This window comes from Mucilaginibacter paludis DSM 18603 (assembly GCF_000166195.2).
In the GTDB taxonomy this organism is placed as follows: domain Bacteria; phylum Bacteroidota; class Bacteroidia; order Sphingobacteriales; family Sphingobacteriaceae; genus Mucilaginibacter; species Mucilaginibacter paludis.
In genome coordinates, this window is the sequence record NZ_CM001403.1 from 1156837 (window position 1) to 1183279 (window position 26443).

General features: G+C 44.0%; 20 protein-coding genes. 11 read left to right on the top strand and 9 right to left on the bottom strand.

Annotated elements, in window-relative coordinates:
- Positions 1-118: 118 nt before the first annotated feature.
- Together MUCPA_RS04960 and MUCPA_RS04965 are read right to left on the bottom strand one after the other, a co-directional pair.
- Complete coding sequence (locus MUCPA_RS04960; protein ID WP_008504825.1) at positions 119-799, bottom strand: LolA family protein; 681 nt, start codon at positions 797-799, stop codon at positions 119-121.
- A 16-nt stretch (positions 800-815) separates the two neighbouring features.
- Entirely contained in the window at positions 816-3416 is a 2601-nt protein-coding gene (locus tag MUCPA_RS04965; RefSeq protein WP_008504826.1) for an FtsK/SpoIIIE family DNA translocase, read from the bottom strand.
- Positions 3417-3512: 96 nt separating this feature from the next.
- On the opposite strand from MUCPA_RS04965, the gene MUCPA_RS04970 reads away from it, so the two are divergent.
- Positions 3513-4163: an ankyrin repeat domain-containing protein gene (locus MUCPA_RS04970; RefSeq protein WP_008504827.1), complete on the top strand. Its 651-nt coding sequence runs from the start codon at positions 3513-3515 to the stop codon at positions 4161-4163.
- Between the two features lie 356 nt (positions 4164-4519).
- Here the strand turns inward: MUCPA_RS04970 and rsmG are convergent, their stop codons facing one another.
- The 3 genes from rsmG to MUCPA_RS04985 are packed head-to-tail and all read right to left on the bottom strand — an operon-like array spanning position 4520 to position 6850.
- On the bottom strand, positions 4520-5146 hold the full coding sequence (gene rsmG, locus MUCPA_RS04975) for a 16S rRNA (guanine(527)-N(7))-methyltransferase RsmG (protein ID WP_008504828.1): 627 nt from the start codon (positions 5144-5146) through the stop codon (positions 4520-4522).
- A complete protein-coding gene (locus tag MUCPA_RS04980; RefSeq protein ID WP_008504829.1) occupies positions 5136-5741 on the bottom strand; it encodes a sigma-70 family RNA polymerase sigma factor in 606 nt (201 codons plus the stop codon). Before MUCPA_RS04980 ends, rsmG begins: the two co-directional genes overlap by 11 nt.
- Positions 5732-6850 (bottom strand): glycosyltransferase, encoded by a 1119-nt coding sequence (locus tag MUCPA_RS04985; RefSeq protein WP_040625722.1) that lies wholly within the window; start codon positions 6848-6850, stop codon positions 5732-5734. The genes MUCPA_RS04980 and MUCPA_RS04985 overlap by 10 nt, the downstream gene beginning before the upstream one ends.
- A gap of 117 nt (positions 6851-6967) precedes the next feature.
- Here MUCPA_RS04985 and tgt point away from each other — a divergent pair, with 117 nt between their 5' ends.
- From tgt to MUCPA_RS05025, 6 genes are all read left to right on the top strand, one after another.
- Positions 6968-8098: a tRNA guanosine(34) transglycosylase Tgt gene (gene tgt / locus MUCPA_RS04990; RefSeq protein WP_008504831.1), complete on the top strand. Its 1131-nt coding sequence runs from the start codon at positions 6968-6970 to the stop codon at positions 8096-8098.
- 3 nt (positions 8099-8101) lie between these two features.
- Entirely contained in the window at positions 8102-9190 is a 1089-nt protein-coding gene (locus tag MUCPA_RS04995; RefSeq protein WP_008504832.1) for an LptF/LptG family permease, read from the top strand.
- Positions 9191-9195: 5 nt separating this feature from the next.
- Entirely contained in the window at positions 9196-10104 is a 909-nt protein-coding gene (locus MUCPA_RS05000) for a DMT family transporter (protein WP_008504833.1), read from the top strand.
- A gap of 2910 nt (positions 10105-13014) precedes the next feature.
- Positions 13015-13293 carry a LapA family protein gene (locus MUCPA_RS05015; protein ID WP_008504836.1) on the top strand — a complete coding sequence of 93 codons (279 nt, stop codon included), beginning with the start codon at positions 13015-13017 and terminating at the stop codon, positions 13291-13293.
- 103 nt (positions 13294-13396) lie between these two features.
- Positions 13397-14278: an NAD(P)-dependent oxidoreductase gene (locus MUCPA_RS05020; RefSeq protein WP_008504838.1), complete on the top strand. Its 882-nt coding sequence runs from the start codon at positions 13397-13399 to the stop codon at positions 14276-14278.
- 347 nt (positions 14279-14625) lie between these two features.
- Positions 14626-15003, top strand: a complete 378-nt coding sequence (locus MUCPA_RS05025) for an Hpt domain-containing protein (RefSeq protein WP_008504840.1) — start codon at positions 14626-14628, stop codon at positions 15001-15003.
- Here the strand turns inward: MUCPA_RS05025 and purS are convergent.
- The 3 genes from purS to rho form a co-directional block, all read right to left on the bottom strand.
- Positions 15000-15254: a phosphoribosylformylglycinamidine synthase subunit PurS gene (gene purS, locus MUCPA_RS05030; protein WP_008504842.1), complete on the bottom strand. Its 255-nt coding sequence runs from the start codon at positions 15252-15254 to the stop codon at positions 15000-15002. The two genes, MUCPA_RS05025 and purS, sit on opposite strands and share 4 nt — an antisense overlap.
- A complete protein-coding gene (gene pssA / locus MUCPA_RS05035) occupies positions 15251-15985 on the bottom strand; it encodes a CDP-diacylglycerol--serine O-phosphatidyltransferase (RefSeq protein ID WP_008504845.1) in 735 nt (244 codons plus the stop codon). Before pssA ends, purS begins: the two co-directional genes overlap by 4 nt.
- Positions 15986-16056: 71 nt before the next feature.
- Positions 16057-17757: a transcription termination factor Rho gene (rho, locus tag MUCPA_RS05040; protein WP_008504847.1), complete on the bottom strand. Its 1701-nt coding sequence runs from the start codon at positions 17755-17757 to the stop codon at positions 16057-16059.
- Positions 17758-18012: 255 nt separating this feature from the next.
- Between rho and pyrF the strand changes: the two genes are divergently transcribed.
- The 4 genes from pyrF to MUCPA_RS05060 all read left to right on the top strand — a co-directional run bounded on the left by pyrF (position 18013) and on the right by MUCPA_RS05060 (position 23488).
- Positions 18013-18846, top strand: coding sequence for an orotidine-5'-phosphate decarboxylase (gene pyrF / locus MUCPA_RS05045; RefSeq protein WP_008504849.1), 834 nt, complete (start codon positions 18013-18015; stop codon positions 18844-18846).
- A gap of 312 nt (positions 18847-19158) precedes the next feature.
- The gene (locus tag MUCPA_RS05050; RefSeq protein ID WP_008504851.1) at positions 19159-20445 is read left to right on the top strand and encodes a DUF2851 family protein; all 1287 of its coding nucleotides are present in this window, start codon (positions 19159-19161) and stop codon (positions 20443-20445) included.
- Between the two features lie 6 nt (positions 20446-20451).
- Positions 20452-20673, top strand: a complete 222-nt coding sequence (locus MUCPA_RS05055) for a PspC domain-containing protein (RefSeq protein ID WP_008504852.1) — start codon at positions 20452-20454, stop codon at positions 20671-20673.
- 991 nt (positions 20674-21664) lie between these two features.
- Complete coding sequence (locus MUCPA_RS05060) at positions 21665-23488, top strand: sensor histidine kinase (RefSeq protein ID WP_008504853.1); 1824 nt, start codon at positions 21665-21667, stop codon at positions 23486-23488.
- Between the two features lie 148 nt (positions 23489-23636).
- On the opposite strand, the gene MUCPA_RS05065 is transcribed toward MUCPA_RS05060, so the two are convergent.
- On the bottom strand, positions 23637-26267 hold the full coding sequence (locus MUCPA_RS05065; protein ID WP_008504854.1) for a T9SS type B sorting domain-containing protein: 2631 nt from the start codon (positions 26265-26267) through the stop codon (positions 23637-23639).
- Positions 26268-26443 lie beyond the last annotated feature (176 nt).

A 26443-nucleotide genomic window follows, 5' to 3' on the forward strand; every position in this document is an offset into this window, starting at 1 on the left:
CTCCGCCCCTCTCGAGAGGGGAATCGCGCGGGCCGCCGCTTTTTTTCTTACTTCTTACCTCTTACTTCTCGCCTCTCGCTTCTTACTTCTTACCTCTCGCTTCTCGCCTCTCCCCTCACTACCTCAAATCAACCACCTCAACGCCTGGGTGCGATTTGACGTCGAAGGCGAAAACTTCTTCGGATACTTTGAAGTTAGGCACAAAGGTTTGCATGCTGTAGGTGTATTTGTTACCGTTTTTATCAAATATCTGGGCGCTGTAAATTTGCTTTTTGGCTTTATCAATCAGCAGGCGCACTTTAAAAAAGGGTTTCTTGGCGTCGGTGGGCGTCATGTCAATCACCTGGCAGGTGGTGGCTCCGGCTTTTTGTTCGCCGGCGTAAATGTATTTAAAGCCTTTTTCGTAAATGGTGAAGATGTGGGCCGGGTTAAGGGCATCGTCGTTTACGGCTACGTTGTTGAGCTGTACCTCGTTATCTTTTTTAAGGTAGGTCCATTGCTGTTTGCCGTCGCTTATCAGCTCCTGGGCAATTACAGGTGTTTGACTGCTGCCTTTGCTGTACAGGGTTACCTTAAACTTGTTGGTTTTTGATTTGGCTATCAACGTACCGGTTTGGCTTTCTTTTACGTTGGCCTGCGGGCTCTCGAGCGTGTACACAAAGTTGGTTTTAATAACGTCGTACGTTTTGTACTTGCGGCTTACCTCGTTTAAAATCAGTTTGGCTTGCGCGTCTTTCTGAGCAAAAGTGGTGCCCAGGGTGGCGGTAAAAAGTAATAAATATATAATGTAGGGTTTCATAAGCTTGTTTTAAAATTTACTTGTCGTCCATGTTGCTCAAAAACTGCTCCAAAGCGTAATCGTCGGGTATTAAAACCTCGCGGGCCTTGCTGCCCTCAAAGGGGCCTACAATGCCGGCGGCTTCCAGCTGATCAATAATACGGCCGGCGCGGTTGTAGCCCAGCTTGAGCTTGCGCTGGATGAGCGATGTGGAGCCCTGCTGATGCAGCACAATAAGGCGGGCGGCGTCCTCAAACATGGGATCGCGGTTATCAGCATCGAACTCTTTGGGGCCGCTTTCGGCACCTTCGCCTACGTATTCGGGCAGCAGGTGGGCGGTAGAGTATCCGCGCTGGGCGCCAATAAAATCGGAGATCTTATCTACCTCGGGCGTATCTACAAAGGCGCATTGCAGGCGGATGAGATCGTTACCGGTAGAGAGCAGCATATCCCCGCGACCAATGAGCTGATCGGCACCGCCGGAATCAAGAATGGTGCGCGAATCGATTTTAGACTGTACCCTGAACGCGATACGCGCCGGGAAGTTGGCCTTAATGGTACCGGTAATAATATTAACCGACGGACGCTGCGTGGCGATCACCAGGTGGATACCAATAGCGCGGGCCAGCTGCGCCAAACGGGCAATGGGCACCTCAACCTCTTTACCGGCCGTCATCATCAAATCGGCAAACTCATCCACTATCAGCACAATAAAGGGCAAAAAGCGATGGCCCTCGGTGGGCAGCAGCTTGCGGTTAACAAATTTAACGTTGTACTCCTTGAGGTTACGTACCTGGGCGTCCTTCAATAAATCGTAGCGCTGGTCCATCTCGATACAGAGCGAGTTGAGCGTGTTGATCACCTTTTTGGTGTCAGTTATAATGGCGTCGGCCTCGTCGGGCAGTTTGGCCAAAAAGTGCCTTTCTATTTTACGGAACAGCGTAAGCTCCACCTTTTTAGGGTCAACCAGTACAAACTTAAGCTCGGCAGGGTGTTTTTTATAGAGCAGCGATACCAGGATGGCATTGATACCTACCGACTTACCCTGACCGGTGGCCCCTGCTACCAGCAAGTGGGGCATTTTGGCCAGGTCGGCAATAAAAATCTCATTCGAGATGGTTTTGCCCAGGGCGATGGGCAGATCCATGGTGGTGTTCTGAAATTTCTCCGACGCGATAACCGAGCGCATCGACACCATCTCGGGATGCTGGTTAGGTACCTCGATACCAATGGTACCCTTACCCGGCATAGGCGCTATGATGCGGATACCCAGCGCGGCTAAACTGAGGGCGATATCATCTTCCAGGTTTTTAATTTTGGAGATGCGCACGCCTGGCGCGGGGATAATTTCGTACAGGGTAACCGTGGGGCCGATAGTCGCCTTAATTTTATCAATCTCGATATTGTAATGGTTCAGGGTTTCAACAATTTTATTTTTGTTGGCCTCCAGTTCCTCGGTATTCACTACTATTTTATGCGAACCGTAATTCTCCAACAGATCGAGCGTAGGGAACTGGTACGACGACAGATCCAAACGCGGATCAAAGGCGCCGAACTGCTCTACCAGATCGTTGGCCGTTACCACATCTTCCTTCTCGATACTCAGGATCGAATCGGGCCGGGTTTCGCTCACCGTAAGCGGAATCTCCGTTTCGGGGCTTGGCTCGGGCATTAAAACCAATGGCTCGTGGATGGGTTTTTCGATATTGAAGATGGGGCCCTTGGGCTCTACTACCTCAGGTTCGGGCTCAGGCTCGGTAAAGCGGGTTGATGGCAGTACGCCCTCCTGCGTAAGCTTAGGGCCTCGGCCGGGCCACTCAACCGGGGTAAAGGGCGTTTCGGGCTCGCCGGGTATTTTGGATGTATTGGCCCTGATATAGGGCTCGCCAATATCGGCCACATCGTCAAAGCCGGGCAGGTTGTTCTCTTTCTTTTTACGTTCGGGAAGTTTAAAATCAATGTTATAGGCGATGATCAGAAACGTAACGGCGGCAAATATCAGTAGCCCTGCTGCGCCAGCCTGCCCTATCTGGGCATCGAGCAAACGGTTGGTCCAGTAGCCAAACTCGCCCTCCAAAAAATGCGGATAATCAATAATAAACCCATGTACAAAGCCAATGGCTATCGAAAAAAAGATGATGCCGAACAAGGCGTACGCCAGCGTTTTATTAACCGGGAACAGGCGCACCTTAAACAACAGCCGGTAGCCGATAATAAAAAATACGGCCACAAATATAAACGAGGCTATGCCAAACCACTCAAACATAAACTGGTTGGATAGCAGCGCGCCAAACTTACCCAGCCAGTTATCAACCATAGGGTTTTTAACGCCGTTATCCATCAGCTCCTGCTGGGTTTTAAACAGGTTGTGCCAGCCGCCGTTGGCCTTTAAAACATAGCTCTGATCTTCCTGCCAGGTAAACAGGTACGATGTAAAGGCAATTAAAAAATAAACCGATACCACCAGGAAAAATAAACCCAGTACCTTAATAAAGCGCCCGTCCTTCAGGTTAAACAAGGGCAGGCTCTCTACCTTTTGTTTAACTTGCTTAAGGGGCCTCTCGCCCTTTACAGATGCCTTGGGGTTACTTTCGTCTTTAAAAGTATTCGACTTAAACTGATTTCCTTTCACAGGCATACCTCTATTCAACAGTGTTAAAGCGCAAATATAAAGTTAATAGATAAAACAACTTATTTGTGACGCTTTTTAATTTTTTTACTAATATTGAAATCGATGAATGCTGCTACTCTGGAACAATACATTGAAACAAGTAACATTGAAGGCTTAACCGCCCTGCTTAACCATGAACCCGCCCTGGCTGGCAGTGTTACCAGCGCAGGCGTATCGGCCCTGATGCTGGCCTGCTACTACCGCAAGCCCCAGGTTATAGCCCTTTTAAGCCAATACATTAGTCAGCTGAGCCTGTTTGAAGCCGCCGCCACCGGCAGGCTCGATGTGCTGAGCCGCCTGCTGGCCGAACAGCCCGGCATGGTGAACGAGTTTTCGACCGATGGCTTTACACCCCTCGGCCTGGCCTGCTATTTTGGCCAGCCCCAGGTGGCCAGCTTTTTGATCAGCAGTGGGGCCGATGTCAACCTGTCGTCGCGCAATGGCTTCCACGTCACGCCCCTCCACTCCGCCGTGGCCGCCAACCAAACTGAAATTACCCGCCTGCTGATTGAGCACGGTGCCAACGTAAACGTTAAACAGCAATTGGGCGTAACGCCCCTGCACTCAGCTGCCCAAAACGGCAACGTTGAGATACTGATTATGCTGCTCGAAAACAACGCCGCCATTGATGCCCGCATGGAAGGCGGCAAAGTACCCGCAGACCTGGCCCTGGAAAAAGGCTTCGACGATATCGCAGGGATATTGATGGATTGAGTTTTTTATTGATTGAATGATTGATTTTTGAGTGATTGATTATGGAGGGATGACGGATTTTTTAGCGGTTTGAACCCTGTCGCTGTCCGAAATCGCTGTTCGAAGTCTCTGACTTCGAACGACTATGCGGGTAGTCTCCGACTACCGGTGATGATTTTGGCCAAGTACAAAGAGTTTAATGTTAGCCGGTAGTCGGAGACTACCCGCATACAGGTTCGTAGACAAAGTCTACGAACAACACGTTCGACGATATCGAAGGGATATTGATGGATTGAGTTTTTTTAATGATTGAATGATTGATTTTTGAGTGATTGATTTGTGGATGGAGTGACGGATTTTTTAGCGGTTTTAGCTCCTCAGCCCTTCACATAAATCACCTGTTTGGTTTCAAAAAACTCTTCGTCAAAATAGTCTTTCAAGTGGTATTGCTTTACCTTGAGGGCCGATTCTTTGATCTCCTGGCCCAAGTCGCCCCCTTTGAGGTAGAGTATGCCGTTGGTCAGCGTGTTTTTGGATGTTTTGTTAAACTTATCTTTTACCCAGGGATAAAAATCTTTGAGCTGCGTTACCGCTCGCGATACCACAAAATCAAACTTGCCGGGTATCTCCTCGGCACGGTTGTGGGATGCCTTTACGTTTTGCAGGCCCAGGGCAGCGGCCACTTCGGTTACTACCTTGATTTTTTTTCCTATCGAATCAACCAGATGAAACTCGGTCTCGGGGAACATGATAGCAAGCGGGATGCCTGGAAAACCGCCGCCGGTACCTACATCAAGCACCTGCTCGCCGGGTAAAAAGGGCATTACCTTAGCAATACCCAAGGAGTGCAGTACATGGCGCTCAAAAAGCAGGTCGATATCCTTACGGGATATCACGTTGATCTGGTTATTCCAATGGATATACAGATCTAACAACCGGGCATATTGGCTTTGCTGTAAGTGGGTTAAAGCCGGGAAGTATTTGGTTATGATATCAGATGTCATCACGGTTGCGCGCGTTTACAATGTTGCTTAACAGGTACCTGGCCCTAAATAGTTGCGCTTTAACGGTACCCAGAGGCAGGTCGAGCTGCTCGGCAATTTCCTCATACGATAGCTCATCAAAATAGCGCAACACGATGAGGTTACGGTAGCGCGGTGGCAGGCCGTCTATCAGGAGTTTGAGTAGCTGGGTTTGTTCGCGCTTCATCGAAACCTCTTCCGGGTTCAGCGCGTCCGATTTAATTTGCAGCTGCCGGTCGTCGCCGTCCTCATCAACCATACTGTTGATAGAGGTGGTATTGAGTTTCTTTTTGCGGATAAAATCAATACAATTATTGGTACCTACACGAAAAAGCCAGGTACTAAAGGCATATTCGGGTTGGTAACGATCAAGCTTTTCAAAGGCTTTGGCAAAGGTTTCTACCGTAAGGTCCATGGCGTCCTCCTTGTTATTCACCATTTTAAGGGCCATAAAGTAGATCGAATCCTTATAGCGGTGCATCAATTCAGCAAAGGCCTTTTGGTCGCCCTCGCGGGCTTTGTTAACTAACTTAAAGTCGTTTTTAGCATTTTCAGAAAAGTTAGCATTTACTTCCATTGCTTCGTTTTAGTAAAGGTACCTATTAAGCCAAATATGTTTAAATATAAGTAATAAACAAAATCGAATATGGGCAACCACCAGATCAAGTCGGCGCAGCGCAATTTGGTAAATACCTTATTATAGATAACCACCTGTAGAATTAGCCTGAACAGATATAAACCAAGAATCAGCAGGGGCTCCAATTGGATGGTTAACAAATAAATAAACAAACCGTAGTAAACAAAGCCGCTCAGGGCATCAAAACTCAAAAACCGGCGGTGTTTGCTTTTATACAACTTACCCACGCCCATGTGACGCTTTTTTTGCCGGTAGTAGGATCGTAACGTTGGCTTAACCTCGCTTTGGGTATGCGCATCGGGGTGTATCTCAATATCAAGGTTAGCCGGGGTAGCGTTTTGATTTACAAACAAATCATCATCGCCAGATAGGATGTGCATATGCGCTGCAAAGCCCTTATTTTTAAAAAACAAGGTTTTGGTATAGGCCAGGTTGCGGCCAATACCCATATAGGCATCGCCACTTAGCGCGGCAGATAAATAATTAATGGCCGTTTTGAGGGTTTCAAACCGGGCGAACAGGTTAAGCAGGCCACGGCTGCGTTGGTATGGCGAGTAACCTAAAACAATAGACACATCTCCTTTAAACTTACTGGCCATCCGGCTTATCCAATGGCTTGATGTGGGTTCGCAGTCGGCGTCGGTAAACAGCAGGTGCTCATACCGGGCAGCTTTAATGCCCAGGGTAAGGGCAAATTTTTTGCCGGTTTTAAAGCGGGGGTGTTCCTCAATGGTTACTATCCTAAGTTTAGGGTATTGCTTTTCGTAAATATTGAGTAACTCGTCGGTATGGTCAAACGAGCAATCGTTCACAACAATCACCTCGTACTCGGGATAATCCTGATCTAAAATAAGGGGCAGGTTATGCTTTAAGTTAGCATATTCGTTACGGGCGGCTATAATAACCGATACCGGTAACTGGCCAACCGGGGTATCGTTTTGGGGCTTGTACCTTGCCAGGCGATTATGATTGGCTATCAGATAATACAGCTGGGCTATAAAACAAAGCAGGAAAACAACGAATAATATATCTTTAATATAAACTTCCAAAACGGGGTACTTAATTACAGGGAGCAAATTTGTTAAAATTAGACGAATTTACCTTGGTATTGATAAAATAATTCACCTTATAAATAAGGGCTTTATTTGCTATTTTTGCCTCCCTAAATGAAATTCAAATTAACAGCAACCGATCCGTCATCAAAAGCCCGCGCGGGCGAGATAACTACGGATCATGGCACCATACAAACGCCTATATTTATGCCTGTAGGCACCGCCGGAACGGTTAAAGCCGTACACCAGCGCGAATTAAAGCAGGATATTGAGGCGCAAATTATCCTGGGTAATACCTACCATTTATACTTGCGCCCCGGTTTGGATACCCTTGAACGGGCAGGCGGACTGCATAAATTTAACGGCTGGGACGGCCCAATTTTAACCGATAGCGGCGGTTACCAGGTATACTCGTTAACCGAAGTGCGCAAAATTAAGGAGGAAGGGGTTACCTTTCGCTCCCATATCGATGGCTCCAAACACCTGTTTACACCCGAAAACGTGATGGATATACAGCGCACCATAGGCGCCGATATTATCATGGCCTTTGATGAGTGTACCCCCTACCCCTGCGATTACGGCTACGCGCGCCGATCTATCGAGATGACGCACCGTTGGCTACAGCGCTGCTGCACCCGTTTTGACGAAACCGAACCTAAATATGGTTACAACCAAACCCTGTTCCCTATTGTGCAGGGCTCGGTATATAAGGATCTGAGGGTAAAATCGGCAGAGGTGATTGCATCCTTCGAGCGCGAAGGCAACGCCATTGGCGGCTTATCTGTTGGTGAGCCGGCCGAAGAGATGTACGCCATGACGGAAGTAGTATGCAATATTTTACCCGAAGAAAAGCCCCGCTACCTGATGGGGGTGGGTACCCCGGTAAACCTACTGGAAAACATTGCCCTGGGTATTGATATGTTTGATTGCGTAATGCCTACCCGCAATGGCCGCAACGGTATGCTGTTCACTAAAAACGGTATTATCAACATCAAGAACGAAAAATGGAAGAACGACTTCTCGGCCATTGACGAGGATAGCGACCTTTTTGCCGATATAAGCTATTCAAAAGCGTATCTTCGCCACCTCATTCACTCCGGAGAGATGCTTGGCGCTCAAATTGCTACCTTGCATAATCTGCATTTTTACCTTTGGCTGGTTAAGCAGGCCAGGGAAAAAATCATTTCGGGCGAATTTTACAACTGGAAAAACACCATGGTTAAATCACTCTCTCAACGCTTATAGTACATGTTAGGCAAATACATCAAAATTTTCGACTGGTACATCATCAAAAAATACCTGGGCACCTTTGTGTTTACCATTGCTATTTTTATTGTGGTGATTGTTGTTTTTGATGTATCCGAAAAACTGGATAACTTTTTAAAGAACAACGTATCCTTAAAAGAGATTATTTTTGAGTATTACGCCGGTAGTATTCCCTTTTATATCGATATGCTATCGCCACTCATTAACTTTTTGGCGGTCATATTTTTCACGGCCAAAATGGCAAACCAAACCGAAATTGTACCCGTACTCAGTAGCGGGGCCAGCTTTAACCGCTTTTTAAGGCCGTACTTTATTTGCGCTTCGCTCATATTTATTGTGTCCTTACTGGCCGATATCTACCTCATCCCCTTTACCAACAAACTTAAAATCACTTTTGAAAATGCTTACGTAGTACTCGAAGATCCTACTAAAAGCGATGTGCATATCAAACTGGACGAGCATACTTTTGTATACATGCAATCGTTTGATAATGCCAGTAAAACAGGCTACCAGTTTACCCTCGAAAAGTTTGACGGCGATGTTTTAAAACAGAAATTAACGGCCAATAAAATAGTTTACGACTCGTTGAAAAGGGTATGGTCTATCCAGCAATTTGACACCCGCTACGTAAACGGACTGCGCGAAAAGATGGTGCATGGTGAGAAAAAGGATACCGTACTGGATATGGTTCCGGCAGATTTTGTGCTGCATAACAACATCTATAGTGCCATGTCCCGGAAAGAGCTCGACAATAACATCAAAAAAGAAGAGTACCGCGGCACGGGCGTAATTAACGATATGCTGATTGAAAAATACAAACGCTTTGTACACCCCATGGCCTCCTTTGTGCTTACCCTCATAGGCGTTTCGCTATCATCCCGCAAGGTGCGCGGCGGCGTTGGTTTACCGTTAGGTATAGGCTTTTTCTTATGTTTCGCCTATATCGTGGTTGATCAGTTCGCGGTCGTATTCTCGCTTAAAGGCGGCTTACCGCCTATTATCGCGGTGTTTATCCCCAATACCTTATTCGGCCTGTTAGGCTATTATCTTTTACGCAAGGCCCCTAAATAACACTAATGACAACTTTAACTACTACCAAAAGCGGGCTGAACAAGAACCTGCTGATACTGCATTTCACCGTTTTTATATGGGGTTTTACAGGCATACTGGGCGCGCTTATCCATGTACATTCTGTATACCTGGTGTGGTACCGTGTGCTTATAGCCCTTGTTACTCTGTTTGCCTGGTTTAAATTTAACCGTACCGATATTAAGGTAAACCGCAGCACTTTCTTAAGGCTGTTTTTTACCGGCGCGCTGGTAGGCGGCCACTGGCTCCTGTTCTTCCAATCCATTAAATCATCAACGGTATCGGTAACGCTGGTATGCCTATCATCCATCACTTTATTCACCGCAATTTTCGAGCCCCTACTCAGCAAAAAAAAGATCTCGAAACTGGAAATCATGGCCGGCCTGTTCATCATTTGCGGTATCTTTTTAATTTTCAAATTCGAAACTCAATACACTTTGGGTATCATCCTGGGTTTGGCAAGCGCATCTTTCGCCAGCTTGTTTTCCATCATCAACTCCAAACAAATTAAACAACGCCAAGCCCCGGTAATTGCTTTTTACGAATTGATGGGCGCCCTATTCTGGATCAGTATTTACCTGCTTTTTACCGGGGGCTTTAACAGCGATATGAAGCTTATACCATCAGATATGGGCTATCTTTTAATACTCGGCACGGTGTGTACCTCCCTTGCCTACGTAGCCGGGGTATCGGTAATGAAAGAACTTTCGGCCTTTAGGGTAGCACTTATCACCAACCTTGAGCCGGTATATGGCATCATCATGGCATTCGTTTTTTTTGGCGACCTGGGCAAAATGACCATCGGATTTTGGGCCGGGGCCGTGATCATCCTGTCAACTATTTTTCTTTTCCCTATAGTACAAACCCAGGTAATCAACCGCAGAAAGGCATCCTGAAACAGGTGCCTTTAATACCATGTTGCCGAAAATGCAACAGTGAAAATTTTGATAAAAATTTAAAATAAAAAGCAACTTATCATCCCTCGTTCACCGGCTTTATATCACTCCCTGATCCCGCCGCTTGTATGCATCTTGTAGCCCTCACACCCAATCTCATCACTCTATCCGTTCCTATTTTTCCCTTCCTACGTTCTGCCTCCTGCATATTTTCTATCGCCCCTTCTCGTTCCGTTATGGCGTTTCCCTTCGGGTCGCGCTTTTCGTTCATACTGCGCAGGCCTTAGCCACATGGCCGGTATCCACTGCAATCGCTAACGCTAAAAAAAATAAAATAGTTCCGCTTAGCGTCAATGTTTAATAGCAAAACATCTCGAATAAATCTGATCTGTTTAACCTCCAGATATTTATTTTCTTTAGTAAAAAAATCTCCACAAACCTTTCAAGAAGCACAAATCCTGAGGCTGAAATATAAACAGAATCACTCCTCCGAAACTGTCCCCATTAAGAAATTTATCATACCATACCCAGTCTAAAATCCATCATAACCTATACCCACCAATATTAAGTAATCATAGTTATGCCCCGGAGTCTCAACATAGTTTCAACCGGTGAAATGCCATCAAAAAAACAGCTGAAGCACGATAGAAAAAGCAGAACGATCGCGCTGAATAAGCCTTGAGGAAATGAATTACACTACTCCATTTAGGCATCAAAAACGTTACTCATCTATCTAAATTTATCGCCCTAAAATCGTTACTCCATATCGGCATAGCAAAGGTTGTATAGATGTAACAACCGAAGAAAACCAACCTATCCGGTTATGGCTAAATTGAGCAAATCATTCTTTAAGCGCAGCAAAAAAATCCACTTTTTTAACCCTGAATATATGCGTGATATTGCTATATCCAACTCCAGGAATTTAACTACGCTATTAAGCCATGGCTCTTAACCATCTATTTACAAAAGCAACATTCAGTTTCGGACGATAACGATTTATTCCGCCCCCGGTACTGTACGTCGCCCAACAACTTAACACCACATCACTCGCCGATTACAAGACTTTATCCACGGCCTATTTTTAGCCCGTTTAAGCAACTCTAACCATCGCTACGACCCATAAACCATTCTGGAGAAAATAATCGCACACACGCAAATTCATCCTTCAACTTAGTGTACGTTTAACCAAATCGAAATAAAATTCTAAATCCGCATAAAAACCCGTAAAATAAAACTCAAAATCTCACATAAAAACAATATCAATTTAAATTATAACCTTATAATTCAAATTGATATACTATTTAACGAATCAATCAATTTAAGTAAATAAATTTAACTAAAAAACCAAATAACTAATAAATTTAGCAATCAATTTTCGCCAGTGTAACAAAACGCCTTACTGTTTTATAATCAGTACCTAATCCATTTTAAATAAACCAATACTTGGCCCTAAGTGCTGATGGCGAATATGGTGACTTAGTGTATCAGGTTACAAAATCAAAAACCAGAAAAAAAGCCAGATGCATATCAGGTTTTCGGCAACGGCAAAAAAACCCAAAAAATCGACTTAGATTAACCCAGGGATCCATATACACATAACAAATTGAAAAACAAGAGAATCCAGTCATCGATTGTTAATATCGGCCCAAACTGATTAAAATTAAAACTATACTTCTATATACGTCCAAAGCTATGATCAGCCATTGGTACAAGCAGCAGCATGCCGTTGTCAGAGAAGAAATAGCAACAAACGTTGGGTGTTTTAAGATCACTGGAAAATCTATACTCACTTATAGCTTCCGGTAACATCTCTCCTATTTAATAGAAGTCAATACAAATTCCCGGCCATACCCGGGGGGAAATCGCACGGAGCCAAGAACTTTTTGAGTTCGATTTCATCTGCTGAAAATCAATTTTGGATGGAGGTTTCAGCTGATGTATCGATACAGAGAAGGCCGGGTTTGACGGTGTCGCCGCTGGTGTATCGATCGCCAGTATACGAGCACTTGGCTGTGTCCTAAATACGCCGGTAAACCGACCGAAGAGCATATCCATCTACCACTCTCCAGAGGGAATCCCTACTTGAACAGTGCACTTTAAAAGTCCAGCTCACATCAAAAGAAAACCAAGTCGATTTCCAACTCCCGTCTCAAGAAAAATAGGCGGTACCGGATAGTGCGGATGCGCTCTCATTACAGCGGCCCGAAGAGCATATAATGACTTTCTGAAATATCGGTTTCGAGCCACCCGAAAAAACATACCCATTAGTAACTCTCAAGAACGGAGTTGCATTTGGCCGATGCTCGTTTAATGGTTTAATTACCGTCAACAAAAATCACTTTTGAATACCAATCCAATTTCATTACCGGGCGAGGTTCGGCATTTTCAGCGCGGTTGCGAGTGCCTGTGTCGCTGTGCAACGAATATGCAATAGCATCTCATCATGTCATTGATAAACCGCTCCAAAAAGCCCCATCTCTACGCGCATCTCAAGAGGAAGAATCAAATTTCGGCAATGCTCTTTAGGAACTCCATTGCCATCAACAAAAAAATCTTTTTTTTCAAAAAGCAACTTTTCAACTCACCCTTCCGGGACGATCAGCGAGCTGCATTGTATCGACCCAAGGCAATGTCCATTGAACCGCCTGAAGAGGTACCAACATACTCATCCTACAAAGCCGTAATCACTCAAAACAAGTGTTCTTGGCAATTCTACTTTTTGATAAAAAAGCATACTAAATATCTCGATCCAGATCGGGCCCTACTGTATAATATAGTATCATATATTTCTCCCAAACTCACCTTTCTCCATTAATCGCCGAAACAACAAAGCGGTACATTATTTTTTACTACTGATGCTTTATTAAATTTTTAAAACCCGATATTGGTTTATCTGTTCACTATTTAACTATGCGCATCAAAACCATCTTCCTCATCGTCATCACCATTCTGCTAACTGTCATTATTATGCAGAACAACCAGGATGTAAAATTTACGGTACTGTTTTCACAGTTCTACATTTCAAACCTCATTATTATGGCGCTGATGGCCATTGCTGGTTTTGTAATAGGCTTCCTGATAGGTAGGCCGCGAAAGGTAAAATTTGACAACACGCACCCATCGCTCGATAACCCTACCGGCAAGAAATCCGATACACTAAGTGATGAAGACAGGGAGTATATTAATTAATTTTACCCCGCACAATGTTATCTGCAATTCGCCGTTTTAATTCCATCAAAACATCAATCAGGTTTTTGATTTTTGCTTTGTATTAACACAACGTAAAACCTCTATGAAAATAGGATTTATCGGTCTCGGAAACATGGGTACGCCCATGGCTCAAAACTTAATTAAAGCGGGTTACCACTTACAGGTTTACAACCGCACCATTCAAAAAGCCGACGACCTCGACCAAGCGTCGATCACCAAATGTAAAAGCCCTGCCGAAGCTGCCGCAAACGTACCGTTTGTGGTAACCATGCTATCGGAAGATGAAATATTAAAAGAAGCTGTTTCGGGCGAAGCCGGACTGTTGCATTCCTTGCAGAAAGGCGGGGTGCATATTTCCATGAGTACCATTTCGCCCGAAACTTCCCAACTGCTCCACGGTCTGCACCAGCAAGCCGGGAGCCATTACATTGCCGCCCCTGTTTTTGGCAGACCAGAAGCAGCGGCGGCAAAAAAATTATTTGTATGCACATCCGGCGGTGCCAAGGCCAAAGAAATGGCCCGCCCAATTTTAGAAGCACTCGGCCAGGGAATTTATGATTTTGGCGAAACCCCGGGTGGCGCAAACGTGGTTAAGATAGCCGGTAATTTTATGATACTGGCTTCGCTTGAGATGATGGCAGAAGCCTTTACTTTGGCCGAGAAGAACGGCTTGGACCGTGCCGCCGTTGCCAACTTTTTTGGGGCCACTTTATTTAACGCCCCTATTTACCAAAACTACGGCAAACTGATTGCTAACAAACAGTACCAACCCGTAGGGTTTAAAGCGAGCCTGGGACTTAAAGATGCCCGCCTGGCGGTTAAACTATCGCAAACCAGCCAAACGCCCATGCCACTGGCTATGCTTGCCCACAACCGTTTATTAACCTCCATTGCCAAAGGCGACGGCGATAAGGATTGGGTTGAAGCTTTTGGCAAAGGTGTTGCGGAAGATGCCGGGGTGTGAGCATTGCTGATGACAAAGACTGAACAGGGGCAACCTGTAGTGACAGGCTTGCTAATTATTTTGAAACAGGGTATCTTATCAAGCGTCATGACGCAACCCCAGGGAGTGGCTTGCTTGCTTATACTGGTATGTGTCTCATCACAACAAACACACGCTTCAAATGCTTTTGCGTGATCATTAAACTTAGCGATACCAACAATTAAAGTGCGTTAAACATAACGCACTTTAATAAACTTTATAACTGCCCACTGCCCTATTGATTCTACTTCTCACTTGTCAATAAAAATCCAACCGGCGGCAACAAATTATTCTATTATATTTGTAGTTTTGGTGCAATTAAATAAAATATGCCTGAAATTGAAATATCGGATCAAAATTTTGATCTCTCCTTTTTAATGGAAATTGCTGACGGAAGTAACGAGTTCCTGGTTGAATCCATTGAGTTATTTTTAAAACAAACTCCTGAGCTCATGCTGGCTATTGATCATGCCATCAAATCCCAGGATTGGGCTGCAGCCGGACAATCTGCCCATAAATTAAAACCCAACCTGGGCTTTTTTGGCATGTTGGGTGGGCAAACTTTGATGCAGGAACTTGAAGCCCTGGCCAAAACTGCACCGGACAGCCAACTTATCAAAGCTAAATTTGATGAGCTACAAGCCATCATCACACCTACCTTAGTTAAGCTCGAAGTAATTAAGAATGCAAAAGCAGCTGAACTTTAAACCAGGTGTAGTTTAAAGGTATAACTTTCCATAATCAGGTTGGCTAACAGGTTTTTACAAGCCTGTTCAACCTTCTCAGTAGCGGCTTCTTCGTTAGCGGCTTCAATTTCAAGCGAAATGTGCTTTCCGATACGTACATTCTGGATTTCTGAAAGGCCTATATTTTTCATACTTCCGGTTACGGCTTTACCTTGTGGGTCAAGTATTTCTTTTTTAGGCATTACATCAATTTCTGCTTGATATTTGTTCATTTGGAAAATCTGAATTGGATTACTGATAAGACGATGTACACAAATATAATCGCCGGAATTGCCACAAATTTAAAAATTACTATCGCAATTGTCGAGAATATCAGCAATAAATATCGGTAAATATTCTCCTGAAAATCAGGGCTTTTAAACTTGAGCGACATTAAAGGAATTTCGGCCACCAGCAATGAGCACATAATAAGCACAAAGCACGACAGAAAAAAGGGGTTTAAAATATATTCGCGGTAAAACGGATTGCCCTGCCAAAGTATAAGCGGAAAGGAAGCTATCAGGATGGCGTTGGCAGGTGTGGGCAGCCCGATAAAGATATCGGTTTGGCGCTCGTCGGTATTAAACTTAGCCAAACGCAGGGCAGAGAATACCGGGATTAAAAAAGCAATGTAGTTTAAGTAACGGCTTACATGTTCAATTTGCGGGGCCTGCAATAAAAGCTCGTACAATATGGCCGATGGCAATACGCCGAAGCTCACCAGGTCAGCCAGCGAATCCAGATCCTTGCCTATGCCAGAAAAGGATTGCAGCAGGCGCGAGGCAAATCCGTCGAAAAAATCAAACAGTGCCGCTAAAAAAATGGCGTAAGCGGCAAGCAGTAAATTATGTTGAAAAGTAAAAACGATGCCTAAGCAGCCGCTGAACAAATTTGCACAGGTAATAGCATTAGGAATATGTTTCCTTACTCGTTGCTGCATCTGCTGTGGATGAAATTGATTCATGTATTTATAACGGAATTATTGAGCATCAAGTGTAATTACCGGTTGCGCAATAATTCCGTTACACAAAACTATTAAGAATTCATGGATATCAGGAATTCTTCGTTAGTTTTTGTTCCTCTCATTTGAGCCTGAAGGAATTCCATCGATTCCTGCGAATTCATATCGGCTAAATGGTTACGTAGTATCCAGATGCGTTGCAGTGTATCGCGATCAAGCAACAGATCGTCGCGGCGGGTACTTGATGCAGTAAGATCGATAGCCGGGAAGATGCGCTTGTTGGATAATTTACGATCCAGTTGAAGCTCCATGTTACCGGTACCCTTAAATTCTTCAAAAATAACCTCGTCCATTTTTGATCCGGTTTCGGTAAGTGCCGTAGCGATGATGGTTAACGATCCGCCATCTTCAATTTTACGGGCCGCTCCAAAAAAGCGTTTCGGTTTGTGAAGCGCGTTGGCATCCACACCACCCGATAGTATTTTACCTGATGCTGGTGCCACAGTGTTGTAGGCACGTGCCAAACGGGTGATAGAATCCAACAGGATCACTACATCGTGGCCGCACTCAACCATACGTTTCGCTTTTTCTAAAACAATGTTGGCTATTTTAACATGGCGCTCGGCAGGCTCATCAAAAGTTGATGATACCACTTCGGCGCGCACGCTGCGGGCCATATCGGTAACCTCCTCTGGGCGCTCATCAATCAGCAAGATGATCAGGTAAACCTCGGGGTGGTTGCGGGCAATAGCGTTGGCTACATCCTTTAACAACATGGTTTTACCGGTTTTAGGCTGGGCCACAATTAAACCACGCTGCCCTTTACCAATGGGTGCAAACAAATCAATAATACGGGTGGAGTAATTACCGCTTTCGGTAAACAGGTTCAGCCTTTCTGATGGGAAAAGTGGCGTTAAGTGATCAAACGGAACCCTATCGCGTACTTCTGCAGGTATGCGGCCGTTAATGGCCTCTACACGTACCAGCGGGAAATATTTTTCGCCTTCTTTGGGTGGGCGTATGCTGCCCCTTACGGTATCGCCCGTTTTTAAGCCAAACAGCTTAATTTGCGATTGCGATACGTAAATATCATCCGGCGAGGTTAAGTAGTTATAATCAGACGAGCGTAAAAAGCCGTAACCATCGGGCATAATCTCCAAAACACCTTCGTTAACAATCACATTGTCAAAATCAAGGTTAATGGCAGGCTCCTGGTTTTTTGGCTGAGCCACGGCACCATTGGTATTGCCGTTGGCGTTAGTATTGTTGGCGTTAAAACGGCGCTCAAATTTTTGCGGGCGTCCGTCGGTGCCAAGGGGTGGTGGTTCGGGCCCTTTGGCAATGGCTTCGGCGATAGTCCGGGTAGCAGGCGTTTCAGTTTTTTTAGCTTTTGGCTGTTGTTCTAAAGGCTCTGGTTCGGGGTCAAGCGGACTATCAAAATTAGTGTCATTCACCTGTACCTCAACCCGCGGCTCGTTCTTGGTTTTAATGGTACGTACCCTTTTACGTGGTGCGGCATTAGCGTCAGACTCGGCAACGGCAGCAACTTCTTCAGTTGTAACTGCAGGAGCCTCTTCGGTAGTAGCGGCGGGAGTATAATTGGAGGTAACAGCTTCTTGTTGGGCGCGTGCAGCTTCTATTAATTGTTGCTGCTCAACTATTTTTGTAATCAGCTCGGCCTTTCTCAGGCTATCGGCCTCGGCAATACCAAAGCTTTTGGCCATTACGCGTAACTCCGATACGAGCTTATCGTTTAATTGATTGTTGTTAGACATGTGATGAATAAATATTTCAAAAGGATATTTTTGGGTAGAAATTACCTTGCAACCAGCGCGTGTATTTTAAAACTGCAATTATTAATAAATTATTGGAAAAATTTTAAACTGATTCTTTGGTGCAAGAAATTCAGGAAAACGGTACAATTTTAGACAATTAATTTAAAAGATCAAATTTTTTTATAAATATAATAGCTTAAACTGGCAGGTATTACCTAATTTTACTTTTTTTGCACAAAACAACAACCAAAAACTATGCCATCGCGCCAGCAACTCATCCAACAAATAAAAATAAAAAAAAGTTTTTTATGCGTTGGCTTAGATACCGATATCCAAAAGATACCCTCTTTTCTGTTAGACCACGAAGACCCGGTATACGAATTTAACCGCCAGATTATTGATGCCACGCGCGATCTGTGTGTATCTTACAAGCCCAATTCGGCCTTTTACGAGAGCCGGGGTGTTAAGGGGCTCCAAAGCTTAGCCAAAACCTGGCAGTATTTGCCGCAGGAGTGTTTAAACATCATTGATGCCAAGCGCGGCGACCTGGGCAACACCACCGATATGTATGCCAAAGCTTTTTTTGACGAAGCATCATCGGGCCTAAGTTTTGATGCCATTACCGTAGCACCCTATATGGGGGCTGATAGCGTAACACCCTATTTAAGCTATGATGGTAAGTGGGTTATCCTGTTAGGCCTTACCTCAAACAGCGGTAGTAAAGATTTTCAATACCTGGTTACCAAAGGGGGATACCTGTACGAAGAGGTGGTAAAAAAAGCAGCCACCTGGGCCGGCGACGACAGGATGATGTTTGTTGTAGGCGCCACCAAAAGCACCGAGTTTACCAACATCCGCAAATACGCGCCCAATCACTTTTTGCTGGTACCCGGCGTAGGCGCGCAAGGCGGCAGCCTTGCCGATGTTTGCCAATATGGTATTACCAAAGATTGCGGCCTTATTGTAAACGCATCGCGCTCCATCATTTACGCCTCCAACGGACGCGACTTTGCCGAAGCGGCCCGCGCCGAAGCCCAAAGCCTGCAGCAGCAGATGCAACTGGAGCTGGAAAAGGCGGGGGTGATTTAGTTTTTTTGGACCATGGTTGATGGTCCATAGTAAGAAAACTATTCGGTTTGAATTGAAAGGCGGTAACAAAAAGCGGCGGATTGTATTCACATCCACTCATTAATTTATATAATGAGTAATAACAATTCACACAGATTATCTAAATTGCGTTCAATAAATAACAAACCAAACGTCTATCACCAACCTGAATCATGAAGAAGATAGCTAACACGATGAACCGTCATCTATAACCCATAAAACTAAAAACAATTAACTAAAAACCATCTCCCCCCATGGACCATCGACTATGGACCATGGACAAAAAAGCCACCCATGCTCTTCACCGAAGACTTCCTCCAATATGTATGGAAATTTAGGCTCTTTGACCTGAAGGCCCTTATCACTACCGACGGCGAAACCATCGAGATCCTTTCCCCTGGGTTACAAAACACCCATGCCGGGCCCGATTTTCATGATGCCAAAGTACGCATTGGCAATACCCTTTGGGTTGGCAATGCCGAAGTGCACATCAGTTCGTCCGAATGGAAAAAACATGGACACCAAACCGACAATGCTTATCATAATGTGATACTGCATGTGGTTTATAAGCACGACGAAGAAGTTTATCATCCCAACGGCAGCCCGATACCTACCCTCGAACTGCATAACCGCATCCCGCCCGAACTTTACCAACGCTACCACCACCTCATTTTTGGCGAGCAGCAAATTATCCCCTGCGAAAAAGCCATCGGCAGCATTGATGGGCTTATTTTGCAAAACTGGCTTACCCGTGTACTGGTTGAGCGTCTGCAAAACCGCTCGATAGCCCTTAACCAAGCCCTTGCCGCCAATCGGGGCGATTGGGAAGAAACCTTTTACCAGGTGCTGGCCGCCAACTTTGGCTTCAAAGTAAACGCTCTGCCGTTCGAGTTGTTAGCCAAATCATTACCCCAGAATATTTTGGCTAAGCACAAAAATAACCCCATGCAAATTGAGGCCCTTATTTTTGGACAGGCGGGCTTTTTAACCGACGATTTACAGGACGATTATCCCAACACCCTCAAAACAGAATACCGCTTTCTTCAAAAAAAGTACAAACTTCAGCCCATCGAAAAACACTTGTGGAAATTTTTGCGCCTGCGCCCGCTCAACTTCCCCACCATCCGGCTGGCCCAGTTTGCCGCCCTGGTGAGCCGTTCAAATCACCTGTTTTCTAAAGTACTTGACACCCGCGAGCCCGAGGCTCTGTACAAACTTTTTAGCGAGGTAACGGTAAACCCCTACTGGGATAACCATTACCAGTTTGATAAGCCATCGGTACCTGTAGCCAAAACACTGGGCAAATCATCAGTTAACATTTTGTTATTAAATACATTATGCTTAATTTTATTTGCGTATGGCAATCACCATCAGCAGGAGCGCTATATTAACCGGAGTTTAAAACTTTTAGAGCTTATCCCTGTTGAAAAGAATCGGATAATTGATAATTTTGCTTTACTTGGCGTAAAAGTTAAAACGGCCTACGAATCGCAGGCTTTGCTCGAATTAAAAAACTCGTATTGTGATCACAAAAAATGCCTGCAATGCGGCGTTGGAATTAAAATATTAAAGTTAGCTTGAAAGATTATGTTGCAGCGGATAATTACTTTTTTTGAACGTTACTCCTTCGGGGTTTGCACTTACCTGGGCGAGCGTTTCAATATTTCCATCTCCAAAATCAGGTTATTTTTTATCTACTCCTCGTTTCTGGCAGTAGGTTTCCCGCTTATCTTTTACTTCTTCGCCGGCATCGTTTTAGATATCCGCAACTACGTTAAACGTATCCACACCCGCGTAACCGACTTTTAAATTTCCTTTATTTAAGCATGTGGGCGTTGCCTCCGGCCGCGCTATCCGCTCATACTGCGCAGGCCTTAGCCACTTGGCCGGTATCCGCTACTAACGCTAACGCGGTTTATCGGTTAATTACTTGTTGGCTAAAGAGTTATTACACTTTAATTATAAACAACACGCCATCCGGAAAAATCACGGATGACGTTTGAACCTCGCAGACCGTTAGGTGCATAAAGAAAGTGCACAAAAGCCCGACTGCACGCCGGGCCGGGAGCTGGCCTGTGGGCGGAATGATCGGGCAGTCTTGATGTTATTCACCTGTTGTTTGTTTTTTTAAGGTTCATGAGCTCCCTACGGTCGGTTTATTCATTATTGTTTGTTTTTCAAGGTATTCATGAGGTCGCTGCCGCTTAGTTTTGATTACTTTTGTATCAAGACAAAACTGCGTAGCATTCATTCACACCGAAAACAAACACCCGTGAATAAAGTGACAAGCCCCCTCCCGCGGCGTTTGAGCGGGACAATGTTCTAAGTTAAGAATACTGATTATAGGAGCAAAAACAGACGCAATGATAATCAACAACTTAAATAAGACATCATTATAAGGAGATACGACGAGGCGACCTCTGCTATATATGGCGAACTTGCAGAGCAGCGCTGCCTATGTAAAGATTGCTTCGTACCTCGCAATGACGATTTAATACTGATAATCAATAACTTAAAATCACGTCATCATAAGTACCCCCCGAAATGTACTGTACCGTTAATAGCATTGGCTGTATACTCCCCCTCCCACAAACATTCACTATATACCGTTGTTACACAGAAAATAACATTTGCTATATCACCATTCTAAAAATTTTGAATTATTTTACACAACAAATTTTATGTGTCGATTAAAATGAAACCGAATCACAACCGAAAGTTATACAATACCTTCCTATAAACATTCTATAAGTTGCAACAACGATTATAAATTTGTGATATACTCCAAAACATCCTCCTGATGAAGCTCAACTTTGCTTTAATTTTCAAAAAAAATTATCACAGTTTATTTTCATTAATTGTACTGATTGCCATTTGCATTTTGAGCATCAGGCAAAGCTATTTACTCTTTCACACCGTAATCGAGCTTTTCTCTATTGTGGTGGCCTTCGCTGTATTTATCGTGAGCTGGAATGCCCGCAAAATGCAGGATAATAACTATCTCTTTTTTGTGGGTATTGCTTACCTGGCTATTGCCGCGCTTGATCTATTGCATACCCTCACCTACGAAGGAATGAATATCATCCCCCAGAATCACTTTTACGCCAATCAATTTTGGGTAGCCACCAGGATGTTCGAGGCCTTAACTTTTGTTACAGGTTTCATTTTTATCAATAAACATAAGCGTTTAAACGCCGACTTGATTTTGATCTGTTATTTTTTCATCGCTGTTCTTATTTCATTTTCTATCCTGTTATGGCCTGTTTTTCCGGTATGTTTTATTGAGGGGAAAGGGCAAACCACATTTAAGGTTTACGCCGAATATATCATCATAGCCATACTACTTTTAGCCTGCTATCTTTTACGCAAAAACCGGCCGCATTTCAGTTTGTATGTTTACCGCTTGCTATTTGTTTCACTACTGTTTACCGTACTGAGCGAGTTCTGTTTTACATTGTACATCTCTAACTACAGTACGGCTAACGCCATAGGCCATTGCGCCAAATTGCTGGCCTTTATTTTAATTTATAAAGGCAACGTAGAAACTGGATTTTCAAGGCCAACAGACTTGATTTTTAAAAACCTTACCGATAACGAGGAAAAATACAGAACGCTCGCAAAAAATATGCCCGGCCTCATTATGCGTTTTGGACCCGACCTGACCTGTATTTACACCAACGATAATACATTAGACTCGACATCAATTGCAGAACACATTGAGCTGCTGTTGCTTCAGGCGCATCAGGACGTGGAAGTAAAACAAACCACGCTCCAAATACCCATCGGCAATAAAATTCATTATTACGCAACACAAGTAATTCCAGAACGAATCAGCGGTAAGGGAGAACAGTATTACCTGGTAATTTGTCAGGACATTACCAACCTAAAAGTTGCCGAACAGGAATTACAGGCATTGAATACAACCAGAGACAAGTTGTTTTCGATCATCGCTCATGACCTGCGAAATCCGTTTACCTCGCTATTGTCGTACAGCGAAATCATCGCTAAAAATGCCAATAATCTGGAGAAAGAAAAAATAAGCCAAATGGGGGTGCGTATGAATCAATCTGCCAAACAAGCTTATTTTTTATTGGAAAATCTGCTTAATTGGTGCAGGGCGCAAACCGGTGTTCTGCGGGTCAATCCACAACCTGTAGCCGCTATGCAGTTATTACAGGTAGCCAAACGTTTTGGCGAACCGATGGCCTTAGCCAAAAACATCGTTATTGTGATAGAGGATAGCCCGGATGTAAAAATTAACACCGACGAACAAATGATAGGCACAGTATTGCGCAATTTAACGGGCAACGCCATCAAATTCAGTCACCCGGGCAGTACCGTTGTTTTAAGTACGGTACAAATACACGAAGAGCTCATCTTCAAGGTGACAGACACGGGCGTAGGTATTGAAGATGACATGCAAAAGAAGCTGATGTTAACAGGCGAAAGCTACACCAGCCCAGGCACAGCCGCCGAAAAAGGTACCGGGTTAGGCCTTGTACTTTGCCGGGAATTTATTGAGCTTAATGGTGGCAAATTATGGCTCGAAAGCAAAGTTAACATAGGTACCACCTGTTGTTTCAGCTTGCCATTTCCTGGTGAGCAGCTCACCGACGAAACATGATCTATATGAGTCCTCGCTGCATACAGGTTGCTTTAGTTGTGGTTGTTTAACTACAAGCTGGGGCGCTTGCTGTAGCGGTGTTATACATAGTCGGGACTACAAGCATAGTGATTCGAAGCCAAAACCTTCGAATAGCCGGTGTATAGCCTTAACGAATTATCGCAACCCACCCACTTAGCGGTGTAGCACTCTTTTTTGTCTTGATTTCGTAATAGTAGGTACCGGATGGCAAATCCTTTCCGTTAAATTTTCCATCCCATTTAAATCCGTTAGCCTGTTTATTCACTAATATATTCCCATATCGGTTATAAATTCGAACAGTTGCTGTACCATCATGTTCAACTCCCCCTATTTCCCATAAGTCATTTATTCCATCACCGTTTGGTGTAAAAGTATTAGGGATAATAACTTGTTCGCACCAGGGTGTTACCTCGAAGGTAGTTTGGGCCATACATCCATCAGCAGTAGTTGCAATCAATAAATAAGTTCCGGGAGATGTTACATCAAGATAATTGACGGTTGTAGATCGCCCGTTCCATTGATAATTTACAAAACCGCTTTGTGCCTCAATTCGCAATTTATCACCCGCCATGGTACAGATGGTTTTGTTTTCAATTGCGGCAAGCTGCACTTGAGGCAACACCGTTACATCTACTGCCTGCGTAGTTTCGCAACTGCCTGCAGATTTAAGCTTTACTGTATATTGCCCTGATTTGCTTACAGATATTTGGGGCGTAGTTTCTCCTGTCGACCATAAATAAGAGTCTGCAGTAACGCTTGTACTCAAAGTTACCCGATCCCCATAGCAAATGGATCCGGACTTGCTTTTTAAGATATTGAATTTAATGGGTTGATTAAAAGAGAGATTATAAACCGATGACAGCTTTTGGCATTCGTTGCTCAGAAATATTGCATTATAAGCGCCGGGAGTAGTAACTGAAATTGTGTTTTGGTTGGCATTGGCGATAAGCTCATTACCGTTTAGGTACCACTTCATATTGTACTGATTATCGTTGGTTACTGATAAAATAGCAGTCTCACCACTGCAATATGATACTTTGTCTGTTGTGATAACAGGCATTGGTATATCTGTCCTTGAAATAGTAATGGTTTTTGACTGTTTATAAAAAGTGCCACAATTGCTTACTTCAACATGATATTGTCCCGGCTGAGTGGCAGTGTAATCGCTTGACGTAGCTCCCGATATTTGTACGTCGTCTTTAAACCAACGATAGGTATAACCCGGTAAAAATCCTGTTGCAAGAGTGTAAGACGTTCCTTCGCATATTGAAATCTTATCCGGATAGTTAAATGTAATTTGCGGATCAGAAGCTGATTGAATAATGAAATTGACAGATTTTATAGCTACACCTTCACATGTCGAAATAACCTCGGCGTGATAAATTCCCGCATCCGTAAATGTTACAGCTTGTTTATTCAACCTATCCGGCAATTCAACACCATCTTTAAACCACTTGATTAATAACGATGTATTAGGATGATTCAACAATTGCAAATTTACAGGCTGTGCGTTGTCGCATCGGTTAAATACCGCGTTACCATCTGCGTTATAAGTTGGCGTAGTACCACCATAAGTTGCAAAATTTTGAACACGAAGGTTATCATAGCCTTGCTGATTATAAGATAAATATACTTGGTAAACACCATCTGCTGTAGCAATGTAAGCAGTGTTATCACAAACAAACGTAAAGTATGATGGCTCTGGATCTTTTCGTGAATCGATCAAAACGTCGTTTACTTTCACAACAGGAAAATCCGGGAACGATGTAAACTTAATAGCAGTCAAATTCACAGCTTGAGTTTCTGTCGGAAAAATAGTATTAGGTGTATATTGTAATCCGGTATTAGTTCCGGCTATTAAATAGTGCTGCGGGGCAATTTCAGTCAGGGCCATAGCTTCACTTATCGCATTTACCTGTTCGGTTATAGGATGGACGAGTTGGGTTAAATTGCAGGAAAGGGAATAAAAAGCATACAAGCCGGTGGTGCTTGACCATACAATATAATTGCGATAATTTGAGCCGTAGAGGCCACCCGAAAATAGATCAAAAGAATGGAACGGCATTATACTTGCGGTAAATTGTCCCTTGTCAGGCGTGAATTTCATATCGCCATTTACAAATAATGTAAAGTCAAAAATGTTATAAAACGAGTAATCAGCAGTAGTTGTACAGTAATTATTCGGTATATTATTTCGCATCGAAATTCCCTTAAACGAGGAACGAATATAGTCCCAGTTGTTGGATGGGGCCGGTATAGGGCGCCCACCCGTAAACTGTTGAAACGAAGTATTACCTTTGGGCAATAAGTAAACGTTATTATTAGTTGTGATCATCAAACAGCCACCTTTTAAGTCGTAAAAATCCTGCGATGCATTATATGCCGGATCAACAATGGCGATGCCGTTGATTTGAGTCACCAAAGGGTCGGGAATGGTTAATTGGGTGGCAACCCCGTTTCTAACATTTACAATTGTACTGCCAACCAAAAAATACATATCATCAATGGTGTATCCAGCCACATCGTTAACGGGCATGCCACTCACCGGGGTATATAAATCAAAATTAGACGATGCAGCTTTTTTGTAATAGACTTTATGATCCTGACTTAGCGCCCATACCGTATAATCTTCTGGTGAAACTTCTACCTTTTTAATGTTTTGCCCGGTTAAAAAATGGCTACCCATGGAAAGTTTAAGTTGCGCCAATGCGGGTGAGACGTATAACGCCAGAATAATAGATAGAAAGTAGAATCGCATCAGGAAACATGCTAATATTTTCTAAATATCGGAGAATATTTTGCTTCTTGCCAACACAAAGCATATTTTTTGTTCCTAATATAGTTCGTTCAAGAAGGTATCGTTTTGACCTATCAACCGGTAATTAAACCCACGATTTTAGCCTAAGTCGAAAAATCACTGTGCCGGTAGTAATT

Bases quoted from the DNA above. Each gene is read 5' to 3' on its own strand.
- MUCPA_RS04960 (WP_008504825.1), bottom strand. From the start codon at position 799: ATGAAACCCTACATTATATATTTATTACTTTTTACCGCCACCCTGGGC.
- MUCPA_RS04965 (WP_008504826.1), bottom strand. From the start codon at position 3,416: ATGCCTGTGAAAGGAAATCAGTTTAAGTCGAATACTTTTAAAGACGAA.
- MUCPA_RS04970 (WP_008504827.1), top strand. From the start codon at position 3,513: ATGAATGCTGCTACTCTGGAACAATACATTGAAACAAGTAACATTGAA.
- rsmG (WP_008504828.1), bottom strand. From the start codon at position 5,146: ATGACATCTGATATCATAACCAAATACTTCCCGGCTTTAACCCACTTA.
- MUCPA_RS04980 (WP_008504829.1), bottom strand. From the start codon at position 5,741: ATGGAAGTAAATGCTAACTTTTCTGAAAATGCTAAAAACGACTTTAAG.
- tgt (WP_008504831.1), top strand. From the start codon at position 6,968: ATGAAATTCAAATTAACAGCAACCGATCCGTCATCAAAAGCCCGCGCG.
- MUCPA_RS04995 (WP_008504832.1), top strand. From the start codon at position 8,102: ATGTTAGGCAAATACATCAAAATTTTCGACTGGTACATCATCAAAAAA.
- MUCPA_RS05000 (WP_008504833.1), top strand. From the start codon at position 9,196: ATGACAACTTTAACTACTACCAAAAGCGGGCTGAACAAGAACCTGCTG.
- MUCPA_RS05015 (WP_008504836.1), top strand. From the start codon at position 13,015: ATGCGCATCAAAACCATCTTCCTCATCGTCATCACCATTCTGCTAACT.
- MUCPA_RS05020 (WP_008504838.1), top strand. From the start codon at position 13,397: ATGAAAATAGGATTTATCGGTCTCGGAAACATGGGTACGCCCATGGCT.
- MUCPA_RS05025 (WP_008504840.1), top strand. From the start codon at position 14,626: ATGCCTGAAATTGAAATATCGGATCAAAATTTTGATCTCTCCTTTTTA.
- purS (WP_008504842.1), bottom strand. From the start codon at position 15,254: ATGAACAAATATCAAGCAGAAATTGATGTAATGCCTAAAAAAGAAATA.
- pssA (WP_008504845.1), bottom strand. From the start codon at position 15,985: ATGAATCAATTTCATCCACAGCAGATGCAGCAACGAGTAAGGAAACAT.
- rho (WP_008504847.1), bottom strand. From the start codon at position 17,757: ATGTCTAACAACAATCAATTAAACGATAAGCTCGTATCGGAGTTACGC.
- pyrF (WP_008504849.1), top strand. From the start codon at position 18,013: ATGCCATCGCGCCAGCAACTCATCCAACAAATAAAAATAAAAAAAAGT.
- MUCPA_RS05050 (WP_008504851.1), top strand. From the start codon at position 19,159: ATGCTCTTCACCGAAGACTTCCTCCAATATGTATGGAAATTTAGGCTC.
- MUCPA_RS05055 (WP_008504852.1), top strand. From the start codon at position 20,452: ATGTTGCAGCGGATAATTACTTTTTTTGAACGTTACTCCTTCGGGGTT.
- MUCPA_RS05060 (WP_008504853.1), top strand. From the start codon at position 21,665: ATGAAGCTCAACTTTGCTTTAATTTTCAAAAAAAATTATCACAGTTTA.
- MUCPA_RS05065 (WP_008504854.1), bottom strand. From the start codon at position 26,267: ATGCGATTCTACTTTCTATCTATTATTCTGGCGTTATACGTCTCACCC.